The organism is Jeotgalibacillus aurantiacus, from assembly GCF_020595125.1.
Lineage (GTDB): Bacteria > Bacillota > Bacilli > Bacillales > Jeotgalibacillaceae > Jeotgalibacillus > Jeotgalibacillus aurantiacus.
In genome coordinates this window covers 14,501-37,311 of the sequence record NZ_JACNMS010000003.1, presented here as the reverse complement: position 1 = coordinate 37,311, position 22,811 = coordinate 14,501, and the positions used below count along the sequence as shown (strand labels likewise).

At 36.9% G+C, this 22,811-nt stretch carries 20 protein-coding genes; 7 read left to right on the top strand and 13 right to left on the bottom strand.

Annotation, left to right across the window (positions count from 1 at the left end):
* Positions 1-16 precede the first annotated feature (16 nt).
* The 4 genes from H7968_RS09635 to H7968_RS09620 all read right to left on the bottom strand — a co-directional run bounded on the left by H7968_RS09635 (position 17) and on the right by H7968_RS09620 (position 3,554).
* On the bottom strand, positions 17-1,414 hold the full coding sequence (locus H7968_RS09635) for an AMP-binding protein (RefSeq protein ID WP_227395944.1): 1,398 nt from the start codon (positions 1,412-1,414) through the stop codon (positions 17-19).
* Positions 1,395-1,643, bottom strand: coding sequence for an acyl carrier protein (locus tag H7968_RS09630; protein ID WP_227395943.1), 249 nt, complete (start codon positions 1,641-1,643; stop codon positions 1,395-1,397). The genes H7968_RS09635 and H7968_RS09630 overlap by 20 nt, the downstream gene beginning before the upstream one ends.
* A 247-nt stretch (positions 1,644-1,890) precedes the next feature.
* Positions 1,891-2,517: a type 1 glutamine amidotransferase family protein gene (locus H7968_RS09625; protein ID WP_227395942.1), complete on the bottom strand. Its 627-nt coding sequence runs from the start codon at positions 2,515-2,517 to the stop codon at positions 1,891-1,893.
* Positions 2,518-2,591: 74 nt separating this feature from the next.
* On the bottom strand, positions 2,592-3,554 hold the full coding sequence (locus H7968_RS09620) for a helix-turn-helix transcriptional regulator (RefSeq protein ID WP_227395941.1): 963 nt from the start codon (positions 3,552-3,554) through the stop codon (positions 2,592-2,594).
* A gap of 231 nt (positions 3,555-3,785) precedes the next feature.
* Between H7968_RS09620 and H7968_RS09615 the strand changes: the two genes are divergently transcribed.
* Positions 3,786-4,724, top strand: coding sequence for a sigma-70 family RNA polymerase sigma factor (locus tag H7968_RS09615; protein WP_227395940.1), 939 nt, complete (start codon positions 3,786-3,788; stop codon positions 4,722-4,724).
* 87 nt (positions 4,725-4,811) lie between these two features.
* Here the strand turns inward: H7968_RS09615 and H7968_RS09610 are convergent, their stop codons facing one another.
* Entirely contained in the window at positions 4,812-5,129 is a 318-nt protein-coding gene (locus H7968_RS09610) for a hypothetical protein (RefSeq protein ID WP_227395939.1), read from the bottom strand.
* Between the two features lie 284 nt (positions 5,130-5,413).
* A complete protein-coding gene (locus H7968_RS09605; RefSeq protein ID WP_227395938.1) occupies positions 5,414-7,660 on the bottom strand; it encodes a DEAD/DEAH box helicase in 2,247 nt (748 codons plus the stop codon).
* Between the two features lie 162 nt (positions 7,661-7,822).
* On the opposite strand from H7968_RS09605, the gene H7968_RS09600 reads away from it, so the two are divergent.
* Positions 7,823-8,401 (top strand): hypothetical protein, encoded by a 579-nt coding sequence (locus H7968_RS09600; protein ID WP_227395937.1) that lies wholly within the window; start codon positions 7,823-7,825, stop codon positions 8,399-8,401.
* A 215-nt stretch (positions 8,402-8,616) separates the two neighbouring features.
* On the opposite strand, the gene H7968_RS09595 is transcribed toward H7968_RS09600, so the two are convergent.
* The 5 genes from H7968_RS09595 to H7968_RS09575 all read right to left on the bottom strand — a co-directional run bounded on the left by H7968_RS09595 (position 8,617) and on the right by H7968_RS09575 (position 13,515).
* Complete coding sequence (locus H7968_RS09595) at positions 8,617-8,784, bottom strand: hypothetical protein (protein WP_227395936.1); 168 nt, start codon at positions 8,782-8,784, stop codon at positions 8,617-8,619.
* Positions 8,785-9,394: 610 nt separating this feature from the next.
* Entirely contained in the window at positions 9,395-9,685 is a 291-nt protein-coding gene (locus H7968_RS09590; protein WP_227395935.1) for a hypothetical protein, read from the bottom strand.
* A gap of 123 nt (positions 9,686-9,808) precedes the next feature.
* The gene (locus H7968_RS09585; protein ID WP_227395934.1) at positions 9,809-10,714 is read right to left on the bottom strand and encodes an aminoglycoside phosphotransferase family protein; all 906 of its coding nucleotides are present in this window, start codon (positions 10,712-10,714) and stop codon (positions 9,809-9,811) included.
* A gap of 73 nt (positions 10,715-10,787) precedes the next feature.
* Positions 10,788-11,663 carry a phosphotransferase family protein gene (locus H7968_RS09580; RefSeq protein ID WP_227395933.1) on the bottom strand — a complete coding sequence of 292 codons (876 nt, stop codon included), beginning with the start codon at positions 11,661-11,663 and terminating at the stop codon, positions 10,788-10,790.
* Between the two features lie 1,171 nt (positions 11,664-12,834).
* Positions 12,835-13,515, bottom strand: coding sequence for an EcsC family protein (locus H7968_RS09575; protein WP_227395932.1), 681 nt, complete (start codon positions 13,513-13,515; stop codon positions 12,835-12,837).
* Positions 13,516-13,894: 379 nt separating this feature from the next.
* Here H7968_RS09575 and H7968_RS09570 point away from each other — a divergent pair, with 379 nt between their 5' ends.
* The 3 genes from H7968_RS09570 (at position 13,895) to H7968_RS09560 (ending at position 16,953) form a co-directional block, all read left to right on the top strand.
* Positions 13,895-15,544, top strand: a complete 1,650-nt coding sequence (locus tag H7968_RS09570) for a restriction endonuclease (RefSeq protein WP_227395931.1) — start codon at positions 13,895-13,897, stop codon at positions 15,542-15,544.
* Positions 15,545-15,735: 191 nt separating this feature from the next.
* Entirely contained in the window at positions 15,736-16,209 is a 474-nt protein-coding gene (locus tag H7968_RS09565) for a hypothetical protein (RefSeq protein ID WP_227395930.1), read from the top strand.
* A gap of 78 nt (positions 16,210-16,287) precedes the next feature.
* Positions 16,288-16,953: an ABC transporter ATP-binding protein gene (locus H7968_RS09560; RefSeq protein ID WP_227395929.1), complete on the top strand. Its 666-nt coding sequence runs from the start codon at positions 16,288-16,290 to the stop codon at positions 16,951-16,953.
* Positions 16,954-17,143: 190 nt separating this feature from the next.
* On the opposite strand, the gene H7968_RS09555 is transcribed toward H7968_RS09560, so the two are convergent.
* On the bottom strand, positions 17,144-17,761 hold the full coding sequence (locus H7968_RS09555; RefSeq protein ID WP_227395928.1) for an SLATT domain-containing protein: 618 nt from the start codon (positions 17,759-17,761) through the stop codon (positions 17,144-17,146).
* A gap of 244 nt (positions 17,762-18,005) precedes the next feature.
* Here H7968_RS09555 and H7968_RS09550 point away from each other — a divergent pair, with 244 nt between their 5' ends.
* Together H7968_RS09550 and H7968_RS18160 are read left to right on the top strand one after the other, a co-directional pair.
* Entirely contained in the window at positions 18,006-18,416 is a 411-nt protein-coding gene (locus H7968_RS09550; RefSeq protein ID WP_227395927.1) for a hypothetical protein, read from the top strand.
* Positions 18,380-18,646, top strand: a complete 267-nt coding sequence (locus H7968_RS18160) for a hypothetical protein (protein ID WP_406566409.1) — start codon at positions 18,380-18,382, stop codon at positions 18,644-18,646. The genes H7968_RS09550 and H7968_RS18160 overlap by 37 nt, the downstream gene beginning before the upstream one ends.
* Before the next feature lie 288 nt (positions 18,647-18,934).
* Here the strand turns inward: H7968_RS18160 and H7968_RS09545 are convergent, their stop codons facing one another.
* Positions 18,935-22,783 (bottom strand): RNA-directed DNA polymerase, encoded by a 3,849-nt coding sequence (locus H7968_RS09545; protein WP_227395926.1) that lies wholly within the window; start codon positions 22,781-22,783, stop codon positions 18,935-18,937.
* Positions 22,784-22,811 lie beyond the last annotated feature (28 nt).

Below are 22,811 nucleotides of genomic sequence, written 5' to 3'. Positions count from 1 at the left end.
GATCACCTTATAAAAATCAACGTAACTCCGAATAGAGGATCTTTCCATACGCGTTGCGTGGCAGTTCGTCTCGTTTTCGAATAGTAAAGCCTTTTACGTGTAGATGTTCTTTCATTGTTTTTTGTATCGCGTCCGTGTCATCTTTCACCGTATAAATGATGAGTTCATCATCGTTCCCAGTGCAGACACAGTCGTGGCCGTGGTCATATAGCAAGCGTTCAATCTCATCAAGACTGATGCGTGTGCCGTACAGTTTGATGATTCGTTTCAAGCGCCCGGTGATGAAAAAATCACCGTCTTCGTCCCGGTACGCAATGTCCCCAGTCCGAAGCATACCGTGATTGTCATCACCACTTGCCAAATCTTCGATCGATTCCGCGTAACCAAGTGACACGTTCGGGCCTCTATAGATCAGTTCGCCGTTGATGTGAGGATCACTGATCTCGTTCCCCTCTTCATCCTGCAGGGTCAGTTCCCCTCCTGGAATGGCCCTGCCGATGCTACCTGGTTTATCGAATTGTTTCTCGTGCGGAAGATAACTCATACGGGCTGTGGTTTCCGTTTGCCCATACATAGAGATGAACTCGATGCCTTTTGACTGACAGATTTCAGCAAATTTGCAGGCGAGCTCGGGCTTCATCTTGCCGCCAGCTTGTGTGAGTGTTCGCAAGTGAGGGAGCTCCATCTTATCGAATTTTAACTTGTCAAGCATCTCATAGACAAACGGCACACCGCCGAATGTCGTGGCACGCTGTTCTTTGCAAAGTTGCCAAAAGTCTTTTGTGACAATCGATGCGTCCGTCAAAATGATCGTCGCACCTCGTATCAAATGACTGTTCAAGATCGACAGCCCATATGAATAGTGCATCGGCAAAGTCGTGATCGGCCGGTCATCTGATGTAATATGAAGGTACTCCGCAATGGACTCCGCATTACTGAACAAATTATTGCTACTTAAGCGCACAAACTTTGGACTCCCCGTGCTGCCGGACGTCGTAACGAGCAAAGCCAGTTCCGCGTTCAGAGCGTGATCTGCAGGTGTCGGATGACGAAACAAAGTATAATGCGCATGCGTGAATGTGCTTTCCATCGATTCGCTTAGAAATGGATGCGAACTGTGTGCCCAGACGAACGCAGGCTGATAGAGATCGATCAGTTTCTCGAGCTGATCATGCCTGATCGCTGCATCCAGTAACACCGGAACGATCCGGCTACGAAGAAACCCGACGTAGCCAAACACGGACTCTTTATTGTTCGCGCAGAGAATAAAGACTAGTGTGCGCTTTCCGACGGCATCCGCGATCGTGTCCGCGATCCCGATCATATCTGAGTAAGAATAGTCCCGCTCTGCATGCAAGGCAATCCGGTCACTGAATGCCTCCAGCGTCTTAAAATCAGTCATTGCTAAAGTCAACGCCAAGACCCTCAAGAAGCTTCATACCCGCTTCATAGGTATTAAATTCCGTGAGCACGTCATAGTCGATCGACACATCAAACAGTTCCTCCATCTCGGAGATCAGGCCTATGTGCGCAATGGAATCCCATTCACGCGTGACGCCAAGCGCCAGCCCCTCATTTACTTGTGTTTTGTCGATTTCCAGTATATTTATAAAAGCCTGGTTATATTTTTGAATGTTATTCATCAGTCTGTTCCTTTCCATCGTGCATAATGTTGAGAACGATTATCATTCCCGTTCCTGATTTTAGCACGCGAAAGGGTAAGGGTCAATTTAGTTTTGAGGAAGAATGCTACAGGAAAAGGGTTTTCGTGGGTAGGGGTGGGAAACAAGGGGACGGAGCGGCTGCGCCATTTGCTAAGCTCTGTCCCTATGTATTTAGAATCAAGGGGACAGACCTGGAGAAAAAGAACGGCCGCTCCGTCCCCCAGTGTCACTTACCGTTCATCAACTCATAAAAGTATTCAGGCTCATTTGTCTTATTCAGGTTATACCATGAATGTATAGCGTCTGGTGTAAATACTTCTATTTTTTTCAGTACTTCTATGGCAAATTCCAGCGGGGCGATTCCTGATGCGGTGATTAAGTTTGTATCAGCGACGGCAGCTCCCGATTCATAAAAGGTCTCGCCTTTATAGTGAGGGCTTACCATTTTGGTGTATTCCAAGTTGTTGCTTGTGTGCTTTCTGGTATCTAAGTATCCTCTATTTGCGAGGGCATCAACAGCGCCACAAATTGCCGCAACAATGGTGCCGATCTCTAAAGCGCGGCCGATTCTTTCCAGGACAGGCTGGTGAATGTCTTCACTCCACGTAGTCCCTCCCGGTAAAATGACAAGATCATCTTTTCCAAACGTACATTCATCAAGGGACATATCCGGTTTTATGCAAAGTCCTCCCATCGTGGTAATCATGTCTTTATTCGCTCCTACTGTGATCACTTTTAAAGGTGCTAGATCCTTTTTAAAATACCTTCCTGAGTTGAGTTCCGCGATTAAATAGCCATATTCCCAGTCCGACATTGTATCAAATACATATAAATAAGCTTTTTTCGTTTGCATCCATTAACACTCCAATCACATTTGATATTGCCAGTATAATAAAACTTCCCTGACAGTTAGCGTCAGGGAAGTGATCATACTTCATGAAATTTGATTAATTCCTTCAGAACTTCAACCATTCTTTTCTTAAGACTGACCGGCTCTACTACTTTAATCGATTGATTGTACGGTAAAAGCAAATAAGGCACATAAGTATGGAGTACATCTTCTTCAAGAAGGAAAACAGCTTGATTGGAAGTGCGCTCTTTTACATAATGCCCCAAAAACCAATGCTCGCAAATATCATCCAGTACACGCCGATCCCCACTGATCACAAAAGAAATAACCCCATCCTTATCATCTGTAGCTGGAAGAAGATTTCTTGTAAAAAAGTCCCGTGCTGAAAAATGTTCGGGCCGGCTAAATGTATTTTCGGTTGGCGTGAGACTTTCAATTCGATCTACTCTAAAACTACGAATATCATTTCTGAGATGACAAAATCCAATCACATACCACTTATGATTCCAATAGATCATTCTGTACGGATCGACCAGTCTATCATCCAACTGCTTTGATCCGTTTTTATGGTAAACCATGTTTACTGAGTAACCGTCAGCAACCGCCTGCTCCAGCTCCTTCAAAAAAGGCTCCACAGAAAATGAGCGTGAGCGACTGATGACTTCAAGACTCGCGACATGCTGGTTCACCTTCGTTTCCTGCACTTGATTCGAGTAATTACTCAGTTTTGAAATCGCCCTATTCAGCGCCTCACCACCATAATACCCGGCTTCTTCTGCAAAAACAGCAGCGTGAAACAGTGACGTTTGCTCCTCAGCATCAAAAAATAAAGGCGCCTCAACAAAATGATCCAATAAACTGTATCCACCATTATGTCCCGGTTCTGACACGATCGGTACCCCACTCGTTGAAATCGTATCAATATAACGATACACCGTCCTGATATTCATCTCTAACCTCTCTGAAATCTGTTGCGCCGTCACCTTTTCACCTGAACGAAGCATCCATAGAATTGCTAACATGTTGTCAATTTTGGGCATCTGATTCCGCCTCTATTTGAATTATTTTCATTAAAATTAAGGAACGTTATAGTTGAATAAATAAGAGCTATCATACTTTGTTAAAATCGCTTAAGCTGTCTAATTAATGACATGAATCACTCCTAGTGTAATACAACATATTGAAGTTTCTATAATTATTTTGAATTTAACCGTATAATTTTTCTAAATGGAAACGTCTTTATAGTGTAAACATTTTAGGAGGGAAACCATATGGAGCAAACAAGCAGCATTAACAAGGATTTTATAGATGAAGCTCGAAAATTAAGAAATGACTTTGCAGAGATCGTGTCAGTTTATTCCACAGATCTTTGGAATTATTGTAAATACGTCACTGGTTCGCCTTGGGATGGAGAAGATCTTTATCAAGAAACGATGATAAAATCTTTTGGATTACTTCCTCAAAGGTGGAGTGATATCACGGACAAGAAGTACTACCTGTTCAGAATTGCCACAAATACGTGGCTTGATCAGTGCAGAAAATTAAAGCGTGAAGTAGGGTCTTTAGATGAAGTACCTGAACAAAGTGTTGATTTTTCAGATCGTCTATTTCTGGAAGAAATCCTAACATCGTTGGAATCGAATTTGACGCCTAAACAAACAACTGCATTCCTACTATTAGATATTTTCCAATTTAGCGCAGAAGAAGTAGCCGGTATTGTTCAAAGTACGCCAGGAGGTGTCTATTCAGCTGTGCAACGTGCGAGAAGAAAAATAGCTTCTTTAGACTTTTCGAAAACTGAATCCGGTGTAACGTCACAAGGTCAAAACGAAACGGTTCAAGCATACTTAGAAGCCTTTAATAATGGAGATTTAAATAGCATGTTAAGTTTGTTTAGTGAAAACGCACAAAACGAAGCATTCTTTGGCTTCCAGGAATTTTCTAAGAAAGAAATGCTTAAAGGGTCTCTAAAATTCGGATTGCCTGGCCATACCGCTCAAGAATTTATCCTTTGGGGTAAACCCGTTATCATTGTTTTAGCTGATGGTGATCAGGGGCGCGAAATACATGACATACAAATGCAGGAAATAGAAAATGGAAAAATAGTAAGCCATAAAAGTTACTTTTTCAGAAAAGAATTTATCTTAGCTGCGGCCGAAGAGCTCGGCATGAAAGCACAGTTAATAAAACCACCAGTGAACTGGAACTAAAACCGGAAAGTGCGGGGACGTATATGGCGGACCATTCGTGTCACTAATGGTTCGTTATACGTCCCCATGCTTCAAACGAAACAGGCTCTATGTCCCAGCGTTTTGTATTAACGATTCGAAATACTTTTTAGGATCAGTGACTTTGTTATCGATGAATATTTGAGCCCATCTGGTAATTTCCTCAACATATGATTCCTCATCCTTATCAGGCAATAAAGCGTATACTTCTTCCATGGAACCTTCTCTATATACCTGATTAAGATTCAAATCGATCACAAAAGTCATCTTTACTACATCGTGACATAAAATATTTGCCGCCACCCGTTGTTCTTTTAAATCAACATTTACATAGTCAATTTTGATACCTACGGGCTGAAAGATAGTGAATCCCGTTGAATTTTCCATGAGCACACCGCCTTAATGATTTATTTTTGATGGAGCACTGAGAAACATAGGCAGAATCTTTCGTATCACCAATGATTCAAGATATACGTCCCCACAAATCATAATTTATAAATTATACTAATGAATAACACAAAGATAATCTGAGGTGGGAATGGTTCCCCACGCGCTATCTTTCAGATAGTTACCAGAGATCAGGATTGCCGCCCTGCAGATCATCTTTGTGTCATTTTACAGCTCCTTTGATTGGAGTTTTTATACTCCTCTTATCAGCTTCTTATTGCACCTCAAAACAACTTCATTTGTTTCTTTTCTTTCTTCGCTTCCTCCACGGTAGAATAACCAAGTGATTTATATCCCTTCAACCGCTTCTCGTACTTCTCCATTAACGCTTTTTCGTTCCGGTCAACGTAATCATATACTTCGACAGATTCTTTCCCTTCATAGGCTCTGTGAAGACGGCCGACATATTGTGCGAGGGTGCCTTTCCAGGAGACGGGCATGGTCAGGAAGATGGTATCGAGTCTTGGGTTGTCGAAGCCTTCTCCTATATACTTACCTGTCGCAAGAATAATTCTCTCTTCATGATCAGGAATAGAGGCGAGCTTCTGGAACTGGACCTGCAGTTCTTTTTTGCTTAATGCGCCAGTCAGGATGATCATATTCTTTGTAAAATGCTTAAGTTTTTCAACGAGTATCTGAAGGTGTTCAATGCGTTCCGTTAATACAAGAGGATTTCTCTTTTGATCCAGCGCCTTTAATATGTCATTAAAGATCATTTCATTACGCTTTTCATCATGTATCAACTGGTTATAGATATCCTGAATATCTGTAGTGTCTGCCCTGCTTTTAAAATTTGTCATTCTTGGATGGATCAGATGATGGAACTGTCTGATTTCTGCCTGATCTTTCGCATCTACTTTGTAAACAACATGACCGCATTGCATATACATCAGAGGATGAAGTCCATCCTTCCTGACAGGTGTAGCCGTCAGCCCATGTACGTATGCACTTCTGAGCTTCTTCAGGATTTCCTCAAATGAATAGGCGGAGATATGGTGGCACTCATCGACAATGACCTGACCATACTGATGCGGCAGCTCTTTGTTTCTGATACTCTGTATTGTGGCAATATCGATTTGACCTGTGGGCTTATTCTTCCCGCCTCCTATTTGTCCTATCTGATCAGCATCTACTGATAGAAAAGAAGTAAGAGCTCCTTTCCATTGTTGAATGAGTTGATTTCTGTGTACCAGGATCAACGTGTTTACTTTCCGTTCTGCAATCAGAGCTGAAGCAACTACCGTTTTACCAAACCCTGTTGTTGCAGAAAGCACGCCACAGTTCCTTGCTTTTAAATGATCCAAAGCTTCCTGCTGCTGCGGGAATAAACTGGCCAGAAAATCCACGTCTAATTTTTCTCCATAATGCCGTAAATCCTTTAAGACATTCCCATCACCAAGCTCCGCTATTACATCTTCCACTTTCCCTCTTGGAAAAACAAATGCGTTGGTACTTTCTGAGTAAGCTTTGATTTGTGAAGGGATCCTGTCGGTTGAAAACCGTTGTGCTTTTGCCTTAAAATATTCCGGATTCTTAACGGTGCACATATTAGTCAACTTTTCGGCAGTCGCTGCATTGAGCATGCTTTTAGGAATGAAAATCCCTTCTCTCAACACGGCTTCATTTTGCCCATGACCTTCATTTTTCACTTTACCTTCAACCACGTCATCAACAAACTTTTGAATCTCATCACATGTATATCGTCGAACGTTCTCAAGATGTCCCCACTGATCTTTTATGATTTGAAAGTTCTGATCCACAAACACGGTGCATCCCAATCTTCGTTTCTCACCCTGCAGAGGCAATGCAATTAAATTCCCGAGACCATTTTCCGTTAAATGATCCTGAGTTGGAAACATACGGTCAAATGACTTCAATTTCTTCGTCCCTCTGATAAAAGCTGCTTCTGTTAACATCCGTTCTCCTAACTGACGAGCAATTGTTGCAGGAACCTTCTCAGAGAAAAACAACCACACGTGACACCCTTCACCAGATCGGGAAATTTCAAAAGAGCATTGAATTTGAAAACGTGCACAAGCCTGACCAAACGCAGAAACATCATCCATCCAGTTCTTCTTATCAAAATCAAAAATAAGTACATAGCAGCTGTTATCTGTAACCAATGGATACAATCCAACCGTCTTTTCCCCTGACAAATGCCGATAAAGAACCTCTTCACTCAAAGGCGCAAACGAACCATCCTGATTCTTCACCGGCGCATAACCAGCCTGCTCCCCAGAAGTCCATCTATGAGCAAACACGTCATCTCTTCCTCTGAATAGGGACATGTAAATTTGAAGTCTCCTGCGAATAACCTCATTCTTGTTGATTTCATTAGATGGTGGCTGAGATTTATGATCTTCTTTTGGGAGAAGATTGTGTTGCTCCAGGATGAAGCGATATTGCTCAAGTTGTTTCTTTAAACGTTTATTTTCAGCAGTTAGTTCCTCGAGTTTGCTTTCTAAGGACATTGTGTCACCTCCTGGATTGGGGTATAAAAAAATTCGATTATTGTTGAGTTAAGTATATCGAAAAGCGTTTTACTGAACTATATACATAGAGATTTTTTCTCATATATTCATTTGTGACCATGCTAAAAGAACATAATATAGTTAAGTGGGAGGGTGAGGAGGATGGAAAAGCATAAAATGAATACTCATGAGGCATTACTCATTGCGTTGATGGAGAGCTATGCAGTCCCTGGATACCGCCTTTCTCATCTGGAAGTTCAAAAGTTAGCTTATATTCTTCAGGAAACTGGAGAACAAATGAAGCTGGACTTTAAGAAATATAAATATGGCCCTTATGCAGAAAACTTAAACCACGTACTGCAGAGAATGGAAGGTCATTATATCCGGGGATATGGTGATCGAACTCGCGAAGCAGAGATTTATCTGGTTGATGATGCAGCTGAAAAAGCAAAAGATTTTCTTCAAAATGACAAAATTGTAACAGAGCGACTTAAAGAAGTGAAATCACTTATCAAAGGTTTCGAGAATCCCTACGGAATGGAGCTGCTCTCTACCGTTTACTGGATCATGCAAGAAAACCTAGTGAAGTCTACAGACTCCAACTATGTTATTAAAGAGGTGAAAAATTGGAACCCTCGAAAGAAAGAAATTTTTTCAGACCATCATATTTTAAAAGTGTGGTCATATCTTAATGACCAAATAAATTCACATGAAAATACCCCTGATGAGCCTATTCTCTAGCTCATTAGGGGTATTGCTGTTTCAAATGTCCAAATGTTGAGGGTATTGTTGAGTTTTAGAACAACCCTGCATTGGTCTTGTGACTGCAGTTAGTCAGCAACCCTTCGCATTTCAAATGAAACAAGATCTACGTCCCGGTGTTTCAGTATGTTTTTTACTGAATCTAAAAAAGATAGGCAGTAAGGATGTTTTAGATTAATCAATACAGTGGTTACTTATTTTTTTCCTAACAAAAGTGCTATGATCAATGCATTTTGAACCACGATGATAACTGAAAGTGACAATATGTATTCACTGTCCACACTAGCACTACTAGTCAAAGGAAACAAAACAAGAGCCGAAATTATAAGAACTAATACAAAAACACCTAAAACCTTTGCCATATCTTTTAAACCACCTTTTAATAATGTATTGTCAATGCGTATGGGTATGAAAGATCAGTATTCCAAGCAGGGATAATTCCAAAACCACCTGGATATACTCCAACAGCTACAGAGCCTGAAACTCTTTTATGCCCATATTCAAATTTAATATTTACATCTGTAAGGGAAGTGCGGGGACGTATATAGTGGACCATTCGTGTCACTAATGATTCACAGTATACGTCCCCAAAAATCATCCCTCAGATTTCTTATTCGTATATAAAACATACGCAGCATTAAGAATAAATAATACGATTGCAGCAGTTAAAAAGCCAAGTATTCCAGGTATATTAGGACCCGTTATTAAGTAGAAAATAGTCGCAATAATAAACGCAGTGAAGCCAGCCAGACTAAGTTTCCATCGTGAATTGTCTAATCTCCCCATCATAGTACTCCCCTTTCTCATGTATAAAGTAGTTATCACTAAAGTCAAAAGTTCTGAACTTTCTAGTTAAATCAATATTAGAAAATGCAGCTAAAAAATGATTCGGAAGTCTAATGATTCACAATATACGTCCCCACAAATCACACATAGTATACGTCCCTGTGTTTCAAAAAAGCTCTCACTTAGTTACTTAGGCGTATTCTTACTTATCATAAGTTGAAAATACTCTCTTTCCTTCTCATTATTTTTAATTTTCGAGACAATGTTCTCTTGAAGTAAATATTCACGAACTTTTGGATTGTCATATATTTCGTTATAATGATAGCCGGACTTAATAATTTTTTTGAACCATTCCTCTCTTTTCAGTCTCATGATATTCCTTCGAAAAGTAATGTCATCCAAATCCAATCCACCCATGAAAATAAATCCCAAAATTACACTTGCCACTATTCCAAGTGTCATCTTTATTCTCTTCATCAAAAACTCTCCTTTGAAACAAGGGGACGGAGCGGGTGCGCCAATGGCTAAGCTCTGTCCCTCTGTCTTTTTAGTCTGGGGGACAGAGCTGAAGAAAAGGAACGGCCGCTCCGTCCCCATGTTTTATTCATACCACTTAGGCTTCAATCTACTGAAATCATCATGGTCTTCTAAAAAGGTATAAACTTTATCTAACATCTCATCCATATTGTCTGGAATGGTATTTAATGTCCAGACTACTGTTGAGAAAACGCACATTGCTAAGTAAAGTGAATACAACCTCCAAAAATCTTCGTCTGGCTCCTTATCATCAAAGTAACCTCTGATTTGACCGATTGAAAAAGGAACGCTTATTTCGCGCGTGAAAATTCCTATCTTCAGAAATTCATGAATAGGATCTCCCCAATCATATCGGTTAAAGTCTATCACTCCTGCAAATTTTTGATCATTCACAATGATGTTTCCAGGACAAAAATCATCATGTTGAAACAAATTCGGTCGTGATTTCATGAGATGGATATTTTCGTCAATGAAACTCATGATTTTATGATCATTTTTTATCTTTACCCCACAAGCTAAGTAAGCATCTATATACTTCCGATGCTTTTCGACCTTCCTTGAATACCACGAAGGGATATGGCTTGGAGCAGCAAATTGATGCATTTTCTTTAATTCTCTTCCCGCTTCAAAACCAATACTGTATTGTTCCTGGTTCGAGTATGTTGGCATGACATCCCCAGCATCCTCACCCTCTATGTACGATGTAACCATATACCCCCGATTTCCCGCCTCACCAATCGCCACCGGCTGTGAGCAAGTAACGTCATAATCCTGCATCCTTTTTAAGATAAAGAATTCCGTCCTCTTTGATTCCAACTCTTCTACATCAAACATCCGAAGCAAGAACTTATCGTTACCATTCGGCATATGTATCACGTATTTTTCATCTGAGGAAAATCCTTTTTTAATTTCAACAGCTTCTTTGTAATTACTTATTAAAGGGATCTGTTTTAATAATGCTTCACTCAAGTCCTCACCCTCCTGTTATTCATTTTCTAAAAAGTTATCTTATGAAACACGGTATACGTCCCGGTGTTTCATTCTATCTATAATCTTTAATTCCATTTTCAAAAGCCTCTTTGTCATCATTCTCCACTCCATGCAATGCTTCTTGTAGAGCGAATGTACTTTTATAAAATCTAACTCGTTCTGATATTTCTTCACCGTTGGGATATAGATTCATACACATATTAAAAAAGTCTTCACCATAGCTGGAGAGTATTCCGGCGAAATCATACGCAGGGTCTCCTATGCCAGAACCACCAAAATCAATGATCCCTGATATCCTGTTTGTTTCCGGATTCCATAAAATATTAGCAGCTCCGAAATCTCCGTGTATAAGGGTATTATCTAAATTCGAAAATGCTTTCCCATTTAGGACCGTTTCAAAAGAGTGTGAGATTTCTTCTTGAGCGCTTTTTCTGATATAAGAAAACAGTTTACTTTGAATCTTATTATGCAAGCTATGCATTTGTTCTCGCGGATGGCGAGCCTTTAAATTCAAATCTTTACTTGCTTTGTCTTCTGTTATAGAGTGAAGTTCTTTAAGAAATGAAACAAGTTGAGCTGCTATTACACTAACTAATTCATCACTCTTAATACCATCCAAACTATCTCTCCATAAAGGGACTCCATCTATAAGATGATAGCCGGTAAAAACCTTGCCTGGTTCTAAATCTGCAAAAGATTGATAAATAGGGATCGGAACAGGAGTAGAGACAGTATCTTTAATATAATTCAAAATTACTGTTTCTCTTTTTAATTGAGTGATTCCATTTTTATATTTCGGAAATCTAAAAACCAATGAATTGTTTACAATCAACACATCGTTATTCTGTCCAATTTCATTAACATAATAGTCTTCAATGGGAAGATCAGAATAAACCAATTGAATGCTTTTTATAAGATTATTTTTCATTTAGTAATTCTCCATTTAAATTAGTTATTAATTCTGAAACACCGGGACGTATATGATGAATCACCTATAAATCCGATCGATCGTTCCTGTTATCTTATCGTGTAAAGGTTTAGATATCGGTTTAATAATAAATAGGATGATCATTAATGAGATTGTAAAAAATGTTGATAACTCAAAAACAAATTGTATAACGATGATACCAGGAAAATCATATTGAAGAGAGAGTACTATGCCAGAAGTGACCATAATAAAAAGCCAGCCAGGAAAGATATTTAAAGTAAATTCACTTGATAAACTTTTACATTTATCAAGTAGATATCTGAACACTTTATAGCTTATATGCAAATAAACCGCTAATGATTGCCTCTAGCACAGATCTCCCTCCCCTTTTTTAATGTTAATTATAACCATAATTAGTCAGGTTTGTTATCATTACTTTTGATCATTTCTGTCAAAAAAGGACGCTTAGGGTTAACTCTTCGCATCCCGAATGATTCAAAACATACGTCCCCACAAATCACTGATTATTTTCTAAATACACCACTTGATATTAAAAGTAGAATGGATCTCATTGTGGCAAGGGTGGAGCAAAAAATGGCAACCTCAGATCAATTTAATGGCTGCTGCCAGGAACCTTTCGAGTGACAAATGAAACAAGATCTACGCCCCGGTGTTTCCAATAAAATTAAAAGGTCTGTGAGAAGGTTTTACTTCAATACAGACCTTTTAATAATTCAGTCAAACACCTAAATTTTATATTCAGTTATTTTTCACCTATCAAATAAAACCATTATATGAAGTATTGTTAGCGAACCGGTACAAAAAAAAGCTGCTCGTAATAATCTTTTGAATGTTAACGGATCATAACTAGTTTCATAATAACTTTTTTTAGAACCTTTTATACTAATATCCACCATTCTAATTATAAAGAAAAAAATACAGAAAAACACGAAAATTAAAGGAATTATTATTATAAATTGTAATAATAAAGGTAAATAGATAAATTTCATGTATTCTTCTATAAGCACGCCACTCACAAAACTATCTACTCCTCATTGTTTATTTTATTGAATTTGTACCATTGTAATCAAACGCTTAAGAAACGTCGGGACGTATATTGTGAATCATTCGAAAGTCTAATGATTCACAATATACGTCCCCACAAATCCAACTAACTCATAATTATAATGTCCTGATCATGATCCATTTCTGAATTCTCTATGAAAACATTATGAGCAACTTTACCAATGATGTTTGTTGAGACAGCATCGACAGTTCCACCGATCACCCCTCCTGCTAGAGGAACCATCTTTCCGAGATTGATAACGCCTTTCTCTCCGAATTTTGTTAACAGTTTGAATCCTACTGCATGATTGATTTTTTTAATAATCTCAAATGGAATCTTCTTAATCCCGCTAACCGCAAGTTTTTTACCTATTTGAATACCGGTGCTTTTGAGGATATCTTTTGCGCCGGTTCCCGCTAAACACACGTATACAAACGACTTAACTTGATCATCTTTCAGATCATATCCACCCATATGCGCGATAGCAGCAACCATTCTTATCTGCACTAAAATCACACTTGCTATATTGGCCGGAATTGAAACTGGCATAAGAATAATCCCTCCCAGCCCAGCTAAAAATCCACTAGTAGCACTTTTCGTATTCTGCCAACGGATTAAACTCTTTACCTTTTCATCAAGTGTGCCCTTTTTCTTTAAGTAACTATCAGCTACCTCTGTAGCTGTATCCATACCTGGTATTCCGCCATTGATCGCCTTATCATAAGACCAATCTAGAGCTGTCATTATTGCTTCATGCGTCAATTCTTTTGGTTTATTTTTAGCCATCAGCACACTACCGCCTCTCTTTATCTATTGATCACATCATATATTATTTCTATAAATTGTAATATCAAAGATAATATCTACTGGGGTTTTTAAAATATCAAGACGGAGATAATGCTTGACTAACCAAGGAATTAAGGGGGACGTATCCTGTTAATCATTTGGATGTTTAATGATTAACAGGGTCCCTCCCCATTTCTTAATTACTAAATGCAGCGCTTGATCAATCTTATGGCTGTAGTCACTAACCTTTAGAGTTTCAAACGAAATAATCTTTACTTCCCGATGTTTCAAATTTACTAATAATATTATATAAATTACCAGTATTATAGTGTTAAACTGTAGATATCAGAAAATTATTACATTTTTGAGGAGTGATTATATGTATCAAATTGAGATCAAGCATGATGGACTAAATAAGTACCGGTTGATAAAAGGAAAAGATAGGCATGTCGTTGAACAAAAGGCAGCTGTTCAAATTAAGGATTGGGATGAGAGATGGGAAAAACAATTAGAAATGCTTGAAAAGAAACATGAAAAAGAATTATTAGCATTGGAAAAAGAAGAAAAGAAAGAATATGCATCTCAACAAACGACTGATGCTGTAGAGAACTTACAAGTCTTAGACAATGTCTTATTGCATACATTAGATATCGATGACCGGATCGACTGGGATGATTTGAAAGATCATTCTAGCTTTGTAGAACCTTATCCAGTAAAGCCTACTCCTCTTCATAGACCTTCTCAGCCAGTTAAAAGTGCTTTTGAACCAACCTTTAGTATTACAGATAAAATCTTCTCAAAGAATAAAGAAAAAAAGATAAAAGAAGCAGATCTCAACTATTCTAAAGCATTGGAAGAATGGACATTGGAAATTGAACGTATAAAAATTTCTGACGCCGAAGCGCTTAAAAAGTATAAATCTTTACTTGCAGATTGGGAGAAGAGCAAAAATCAATTTGAATTGGAGAAAAAAGAAACTAATGAGGCCGTTGATCTCCAAAAACAAAGATATTTTGATAATGATCCTTTAGCAATTGAAGAATATTGTGATATGGTCTTATCAAACTCAGAGTACCCTGATCTTTTCCCTAAGGAATACGATTTAGAGTACATTCTAGCCACTAAAACTCTATTAGTCGAATATAATCTTCCAGATATTGAGGCAATACCAAAATTAAAAGAAGTTAAATATGTTGCCACTAAAGATGAGTATAAAGAAACTTATTTGACAGAGGCTGCCGTCAATAAAATTTACGAAAAACTGCTTTATGACACGACTTTAAGGACTATTCATGAATTGTATGAAGCGGATGCTACAGGTGCACTGGATTCTATCGTCTTTAACGGGTGGGTCAACACATTAAATAAGGCGAATGGAAACTATGAAAAAAAATGCATTTTATCTGTACAAGCCAATAAAGATGCGTTCCTGGCTATCAATCTGCAACAGGTTGATTCTAAAATATGCTTCAAGAATTTAAAAGGGGTCGGGAGCAGCAAGCTGTCTAGCCTTACTCCTATCGCTCCAATTCTGAATATTAATCGCGAAGATACTCGTTTTGTAAGCTCTTATGATGTTGCTGCAACAATGGATCAGGAGACAAACCTTGCTGCTATGGATTGGCAGGATTTCGAACATCTCATCAGAGAACTATTCGAGAAAGAATTTAACTCAAGTGGTGGCGAGGTTAAAATTACCCAGGCAAGTAAAGATGGTGGAGTTGATGCAGTAGCCTTTGACCCAGACCCTATCCGTGGCGGAAAAATCGTCATTCAGGCAAAGCGCTATACAAATGTCGAAGGAGTTTCTGCGGTAAGGGATTTATATGGAACAGTTTTAAACGAAGGTGCAACAAAAGGAATTTTAGTCTCTACAGCAGATTACGGACCAGATGCCTATAACTTTGCTACAGACAAACCGATCACTTTATTGAATGGCAGCAACCTGCTTCACTTATTAGAAAAGCACGGCCATCGCGCGAAGATAGATTTGAAGGAAGCTAAGAAGATTCTTAAGCAGAATAACTAATGTTCAAAAACCTTTTTATCTTGAATTATTCGACAGAATAAATCCACAACCGTTGAAAATTTCTAAAATCATTCAATCTCAGTCATTTTTAATGCGATGTATTTATTTCTTAGAACAATAGCTTTCTTCTACGATAAAATTGTTTGACCTCAATTAAGAAGACTATTACTTTAATGGGAGGCGCGTATTACTTGATCACAAAAAAAGAAGTAAAAAAGAAGATAAATAGTTTAGAGAGCGACTTAAGAAAAGTGGACTTATCCAAAAAGAAAGTCAAAGACTATTTGGATTATCAAATCACAGATATTGAAGAAAGTCTTAAGACAGCCTACCCATATTTTAGTTTATTGAAAGAAAAAGGTGTTGTCTTTTCAACTTCAGATAAAAAATTCTATACACAAACTGGTCCTATAATTGCATTTAGTAACTTTGAAGATGAATTCTGGGTATATTCATTAGATGACAAAATAATTTCAAATGAATCTAATAATAGAACAAATGAATATTCATCAGTAGAATTAGAAAATTTATTAAATAAATTCGGTTATGAGCATATAATGAAATCAATAAAATTTTCATTTAATCAATTAAGCAATGAAATTGATCAGTTAACTCATGAGGCAAGTGAAAAAGAAAAGGCCATCCTAAATAGTGATTTTATTTAGAAGTAACCAAGTTATTGAGACGTTTTTACAATGATAATTAAGTGTCTCTACTAACTCTAACGGTGTTCTGACGGATCCATGACTGCCATGGGCTACTTAAGATTCTTATCCGAACTGTCAGGAAACAAAGCATCAAAAGAAACATGCCTATCCATCCTGAAAAAAGTCGGCCTTGAAAAGGATGCCCATAAGAAAACCGGTAAATTCTCATTCGGCATGAAAAAGAAGCTCGGCATCGCCCAAGCCATCATCCATAACCCTGAGCTCATCTTTCTCGACGAACCAACATCAGGCCTGGACGCCGAATCCGTCATTCACATCCAGCACCTCATACGTGAGCTGCATCATGAAGGCAAAACCATCTTCATGACCTCCCACAACCTGGACGAAGTCGAAAAGCTCTGCACAAGAATCGCTATCATGAAAGACGGTCAAATCATCAAAACCGGATCCATGGACGAACTCAGATCCTACTACCAATCAACCATTCTAGTCAAAATCAAACACGGAAACATCCCTACCGCAGACATGACCCAGCTCACCCAATGGCTAACCCACGTCGGCGACAACCTAGAAATGAAAGAGCAACATATCATCATCACCGTTAACCAGGAGAAAAAAATCGCAGACATCATCCGCGCCTTCAACCAGTGCAAGATCGATATCTATCGTGTGGAAGTAGAAGAGCCTTCTTTGGAGGAGATTTTTTTGGATGGACAAGTTGGGGTTAGGCGGGTGGTTTAAAATAGTTAAAAATCAGGGACGTGAGTTGGGAATCAACTGGTTGATGATTCCCAACACACGCCCCGTATCTAACAGTTTAATATTCTGGTTTTAGTCAGCAATCTTTCGAGTATCGAGTGAAACAAGATCTACGTCCCCGTGTTTCGAAAAGTCATGGCTTTAATTATATTCGGCTGTTTCCATATTAATTTTATTGATCGAAAAAAGTTACTATCTTGGAAAATATAAAAATAATTAAAAATATGAAAATAGGATAAACTGCTATTAATACATTCGCTATTCTTTCTTGAAGAATAAATCTCTTAATTTCTTTTTTATACTTTATTTGATTTTCATCGGTTGACCTATAATAATCAATATTTGTATGATTTTCTTTTCCAATAATCAATTTTTCATATTCTCTTTGAAAACTTTTTAAAACCGTTTCGTCCAGTGTTGCGCCGCTAGTGGCAAATCGATCTAACTTATTAGTTAGAACATCTAAGTGTTGGTAGTTCACTTCAAAATCCCCTGCTCGTTCTTTATAATTTCTTAAACTAAGAAAGAGTGTAAAGTAAGTAATGGAGAGTGAAAGTATAAGTAATACTTTTGCTGTAAACAGCCCTCCGTCACCTGCTAGATTTAAGAACCAAACTGATAAAATTAATACTACTAGTGAATAAAAATGGGTTATTTTTTCGTAAAAATTATTTTTTGTTCTTAATCTCTTTGAAGCTTCAATTCTAGACTTTCTAGTTGCTTTAATTCGCTTCTTCAAGTCAATAAATTCTTCTTCAATACTTTTAGCATAGTTTTTTTCTTCTGACACCTTTTTCCTACCTCCACCATATTTCATGGATTAAAATAAAACTTATTTTTGAACATCCCAAACATTAAATGGAAAATCCCTCTTAAATCTCATCCTATCTTTTTACATTCGACAAGAGTGAACTTTTTCCTTCATTTATCATGTTTGTTGATTATTTAGTTTTTTCCACTTGAATATAGAAAGAAAACACCTATTCTGATACGATGTTAAGCGACCAAACCCACATCACAGAAAGGTGTTTTCTATGAACCAGTTTAGCACAATTTCCGACTTGTTTGATCATTTAATTTCAACAGATTCATTTCAGTCTTTACTCGAAAAGCACGATTACACGGACGTTTCTCGTAAATTCAGTGTGAGAGATCTCATTGATTTTCTCATGGCCGCAGCGCTTGAAAAATGGGATGGCTACCGTGACGGTGCGGACCGGATGGCCTCCCTTCAGTTAAAGGCTGTTCATTATTCAACGATCAGTAAAAAGGCCGCAGAGGTTCCTTATGAGTTAGTCAAGGATCTGTTTCACCTGCTTGTTAGCCACTGTAATCGCGCTCAAAGGAGATCGAAGCCGATCAGACATGCTTTACTATTGATTGATTCTACGACCATCACCGTTGGAAAATCGAATCCTTCTTTCAATGGATTAAAGGGGAACTGAATGTCCCGACTTTATTTGGGACATCGCCAAATGCGGTGTTTTCTCAACTATTTATCGCGCTGCTCACTTATCTGTTGATCAAATGGACCTTTAGTGAAATCAAGAAAAAAGTGAGGAAACACCTGTCACAAAAGGGTTTTATGAGCATGTTTATATGTGATGCTTTACCAATCGACTGGCGGAATGCGCTGTCAGAATGGCTTTATGATCTTAGACATGAAGTCTATTAAACATACCTAAATATTGGTTAATCAACAGACGTGTTGTCATAATTTGAATTGAATCGTTCTCATGAAGTGATTCAATTGCAACTAACCAATCTTTTTTTAAAGATATAATATTGAAATAAATAGCCTTCTAGATTTTAACGTAATTTATTTATATATTGACCTTGCGAAACATAGGGACGTATATGATGAATCATTCGCGTCTCTAATGGTTCAAAATATACGTCCCCACAAATCTTAATGTGCGGCATACGTCCCTACGCATAAAATTCATTTTTTTACAATTTTTATTCATCTCCCCATAAATCCAGCGGGTGGTGTTTTTTTATTTTTTATTTCTTTTGGCTTAGACACATCTTTAAATATTCCGGGCTCTAGTTCAAAAATATTTATTATAGCTTGTTGGTTTCCATGAACGTGAGAAACTGTTCTCTCATGTCGGGTTAATGGTACTTGAACGGATGAACCTCCAAACTCCCCAGTATTAGCAAGTATAACGGGCTGAAACATATGATAATGTAAATAAGCAATCATGTTATCAAATGTTTGTATATCCTTATTTAAAGCTGCAACTATAAAGACGTCTGATATATCTCTTAAATCGGCAGTTAATTTCATATCCGTTGCATCATAACAAATCGCACCAGTGAGATTAATATCATCTCTTCCATCCTGTAAATTAATAATTAATTGATAATTTCTTGATGAAGTGATTTTCATTTTCTTTTCATTAGTGGTCATGTAATACTTTCCCTGATATAAGGGAGTAAGTGTTCTACCAGATTTTGTTTTAGTTCTAATTAGCCAAAGAGCTTGATTTATAACTAAATCCGATGAGTTTAATTTAGTAAAAGTTAAGCCTGCAAAAATATGAGCTCCCGTGCTGTCAGAAAGTCTCTGTAAAATATCCAAGTCATCTGGATGAACTGATAGTTCCGGGAAAATGATTACATCAATAGCACCTTTACTACTATTTATGTTCTTTTTTACATAATTCGAGGCTTTAATTTGTTTAATTAATAGTTCACACATTGACGCTAGATGATCTCTATGTTTAGCTCTAAAATTAACACTCCAACTTGTTGGATCTTTTTGATTAAAGTCTGTAGTCTGAGGCATTAATGTCTGGACTATCGCACACCTTAAATTATTCGATTCTTTCTCGGAATTTTTAGGAACTGGCAACTTATACATAGGAGTATTTGATAGATCTCCATACAATACAGCTTGTTCATCCAATCTATTTTTGATTAGTTTATGAAAGTCATTAATATCAATTACATCATCCCAGTCTTTTATAAAAGAGTTGAATGAATCTATTCCAGGCCACTGAAGAAGTTTATAAAGCAGCTCGGTTAACCAAGGGGTTATAGGTAATGGTTCACCCATCAGTGCTGATCCTTGATTAATTAATGAAAACTGTCTAGTGACAGCAGTTGATTTAATTCCTCTATATACATCAATATCATCACGATATAAAAATGTGTGCTCAGTATAATCCCTGCTACCTACTAAACAAGATCTAATGATGGTTCCTAATGTATATGCCCAGTAATAATTTTCATCTACCCATGTTGGAAATAAATTTGAGTTATTTCGTTTTTTCTTCTTATCATATTTTATTTCTATAAATTTATCGATATCTTTATTCTTTGGATTTTGAATATCTGACCAGTCTCTGCAACTGATTGTTAAATAATCTATTGCGTTTATATTGTTTAGTATTTCAATACTATCTGAATTAGTTAATATTGCTTTGATTAAGAGTAATACTGCATTTTCCTGTTTGAAAGGATTATCTAAACTATAAACCACTTTAAGCAAAGGTGACTTATCAAAATTAGTAAGTTTTAAATTCTCTCTTTTTAACGTGTAATAACTTACTTCTTGAGGTGACAGTAATTTCCGCATTGAAGCTCCTTTGTTTATTTCTCTCTTTATCAACTCCTCTAAAAATGCTGGTTGAGTTTCTTTCAAAATGCGTATAACCTTTTGTTTATCCGAAATATTCAATGTCTCGAATATCTCTTGTAAAAAAGCGATGGCTTTTTCTTTATTGGGGTTCATTTGTTGAAAAATTATAATATATGTTATTAAATCACTGATATCCTCATCGGCATCGAATTTATAGATAGATGAATTATATAACGCCTTATAATGTTTTAATTCTTTAACATCCATCGAAAATGTAAAACCTAAATTCTGATTTGTAATCAAATATAAAACTGCTTGTTGTTGAACATACCAAGGAAAAGGTATGTGATACTTCAACACTTTTTTTGCGAATTTACAAATCCTTTCTCTAAATATATTCAAATTGATATTTCTCGAATAAATCTTTTCATTTCCATAACCTATATTTACTGCAGCTGCTCTTAAAAGATCAGCCGTTAGATATTCGATAGTTTTTTTCTCCTTAAATGGAGTATTTTCATCATAAAGCTTGTTTTCTATGGCATCTAATACAGGGTCTAACAGTTGAAAGTCTGGATGTAAATCGAGACCTACCTTTAAAAGGAGGGAAAGAGACGGATTATCTGTCCATAGTGAAATTAGTTTCCTTGCTGCTGCTTCAAATTGTTGGTCAATAATTTGTTCAGCTGTAACAGGCTGATTATTGATTTCACTCCACGAAATTTCTTCTCCTAATACGGTCATGGTACGTTTGTTTCTTAACGTTTTTACTAGTCTAGTAGCTACAAAGCGCTTTAAAGTATCATCTTTAATATCTGTATCTGTTGAAAAAATGTTAGAGAGTTTGAGTTTATTTGAACTTACATTTACCCTATTTAAATCATTTGTAGAATTAAGTAATCCATAAAGTTCTCCTGCGATTTGTTCTAATGAATCTGCATTCGGGGTTCCGCTAATTCTATTTTGTATACTATTCATTAAAGAAGATATGTTTTTTTCAGATGAAACTTGTTTAAAAGGAATAAGCTTTGTTTTTTGTCCATTAATTGAAATTTTACTCTTAGCTTTTATTTTTTCTAAATAACTCTCCAGTATTGTTGTAATCCTACTAATTACTAATTTTTCTATATTATTATCATTAATTTCTTTATCTTTTTTTACTTTTATTGTTATCCTAATATCATCTACATACCTACAATAATCTAATACTTTAATGCATTGATTTATGTTTCTCTTTCCTATTTCGTTACCCATATCCTGATCAAAATTTGTAAGATATGCATTGGAAAAGAAGCCACTTGATACCAACCCTTGGGGCAGACCAAGACCATATTTAACTACATCATTGTTATCATTTGTATCATCATTAGAATTTTTAAAAAAACTTATGTATTGTTCATCTTCTGAATCCCATCTCCAGTCAAAAACTTGTTCCAATTGTTTAAAGAAGTTTTCATAATCATTTTCCAACTGTATTGAATATTCTTTACAATAACTTTTATAGATATCTTTAAGAACGTTTATTAAAGCCGTTAGATCAATATTGTTATAAAATTTCTTCAAATCAATTGAAACGATAAAAAGTTCCTCATCGAACTGGACTGTATCATTATGATGTCGACAAACTTCGTAAGGTCTCTTTAAGAAAGTTTGGTAATCAATATAATATTTCCTATAAGATTGAGCGTTCCCCCAATTAAATTTTGCTTGTTTTTTCTTATTAAAATGAGATAACCACTCACAATGTAGACGGTTGCCATAGCTATAGACTTTTCTCTTTTGAGCATCTAAGTAACCACTATACTCTGTAGGTCCCTGAGCTGTTTCAACTGCATCAGCGAGGCAAATCATAGCGGCACTAGCGACAGTCTGATCTTCAATATTAAGATGCGCTAATGGTCTAAGTTCTTGACCCTTCTCATTTTCTGATTTTTTAGGTATCCACTTATCAGTCCCCTCTGGAAAATACCATTCATGGCTTTTAGGAGCAGGTACAAGTCTTAGGGAAGAAGGTCTATATTCATTATTTTTTAATCTTGTTGATAAATCACTTATGTTTGAACCTAAGTTTATGACACTACTATCTAACTCTAAAATATCCGCATACCAATTGTGTTGTCTGATATAATTATGTGATTTCTTCCATGCACTTGATAAAATAACTGGATCATTTAAAAAGCTAGGGTCTGGTCTAAGATTATTATATTTTTCAGTTAATATTTTCACATTATCACACCTATTAAATTTATTTAGT

Coding starts and splice junctions, on each gene's coding strand:
- H7968_RS09630 (WP_227395943.1), bottom strand. CDS start 1,643: ATGAATAACATTCAAAAATATAACCAGGCTTTTATAAATATACTGGAA.
- H7968_RS09625 (WP_227395942.1), bottom strand. CDS start 2,517: ATGCAAACGAAAAAAGCTTATTTATATGTATTTGATACAATGTCGGAC.
- H7968_RS09620 (WP_227395941.1), bottom strand. CDS start 3,554: ATGCCCAAAATTGACAACATGTTAGCAATTCTATGGATGCTTCGTTCA.
- H7968_RS09615 (WP_227395940.1), top strand. CDS start 3,786: ATGGAGCAAACAAGCAGCATTAACAAGGATTTTATAGATGAAGCTCGA.
- H7968_RS09610 (WP_227395939.1), bottom strand. CDS start 5,129: ATGGAAAATTCAACGGGATTCACTATCTTTCAGCCCGTAGGTATCAAA.
- H7968_RS09605 (WP_227395938.1), bottom strand. CDS start 7,660: ATGTCCTTAGAAAGCAAACTCGAGGAACTAACTGCTGAAAATAAACGT.
- H7968_RS09600 (WP_227395937.1), top strand. CDS start 7,823: ATGGAAAAGCATAAAATGAATACTCATGAGGCATTACTCATTGCGTTG.
- H7968_RS09595 (WP_227395936.1), bottom strand. CDS start 8,784: ATGGCAAAGGTTTTAGGTGTTTTTGTATTAGTTCTTATAATTTCGGCT.
- H7968_RS09590 (WP_227395935.1), bottom strand. CDS start 9,685: ATGAAGAGAATAAAGATGACACTTGGAATAGTGGCAAGTGTAATTTTG.
- H7968_RS09580 (WP_227395933.1), bottom strand. CDS start 11,663: ATGAAAAATAATCTTATAAAAAGCATTCAATTGGTTTATTCTGATCTT.
- H7968_RS09575 (WP_227395932.1), bottom strand. CDS start 13,515: ATGGCTAAAAATAAACCAAAAGAATTGACGCATGAAGCAATAATGACA.
- H7968_RS09570 (WP_227395931.1), top strand. CDS start 13,895: ATGTATCAAATTGAGATCAAGCATGATGGACTAAATAAGTACCGGTTG.
- H7968_RS09560 (WP_227395929.1), top strand. CDS start 16,288: ATGACTGCCATGGGCTACTTAAGATTCTTATCCGAACTGTCAGGAAAC.
- H7968_RS09550 (WP_227395927.1), top strand. CDS start 18,006: ATGAACCAGTTTAGCACAATTTCCGACTTGTTTGATCATTTAATTTCA.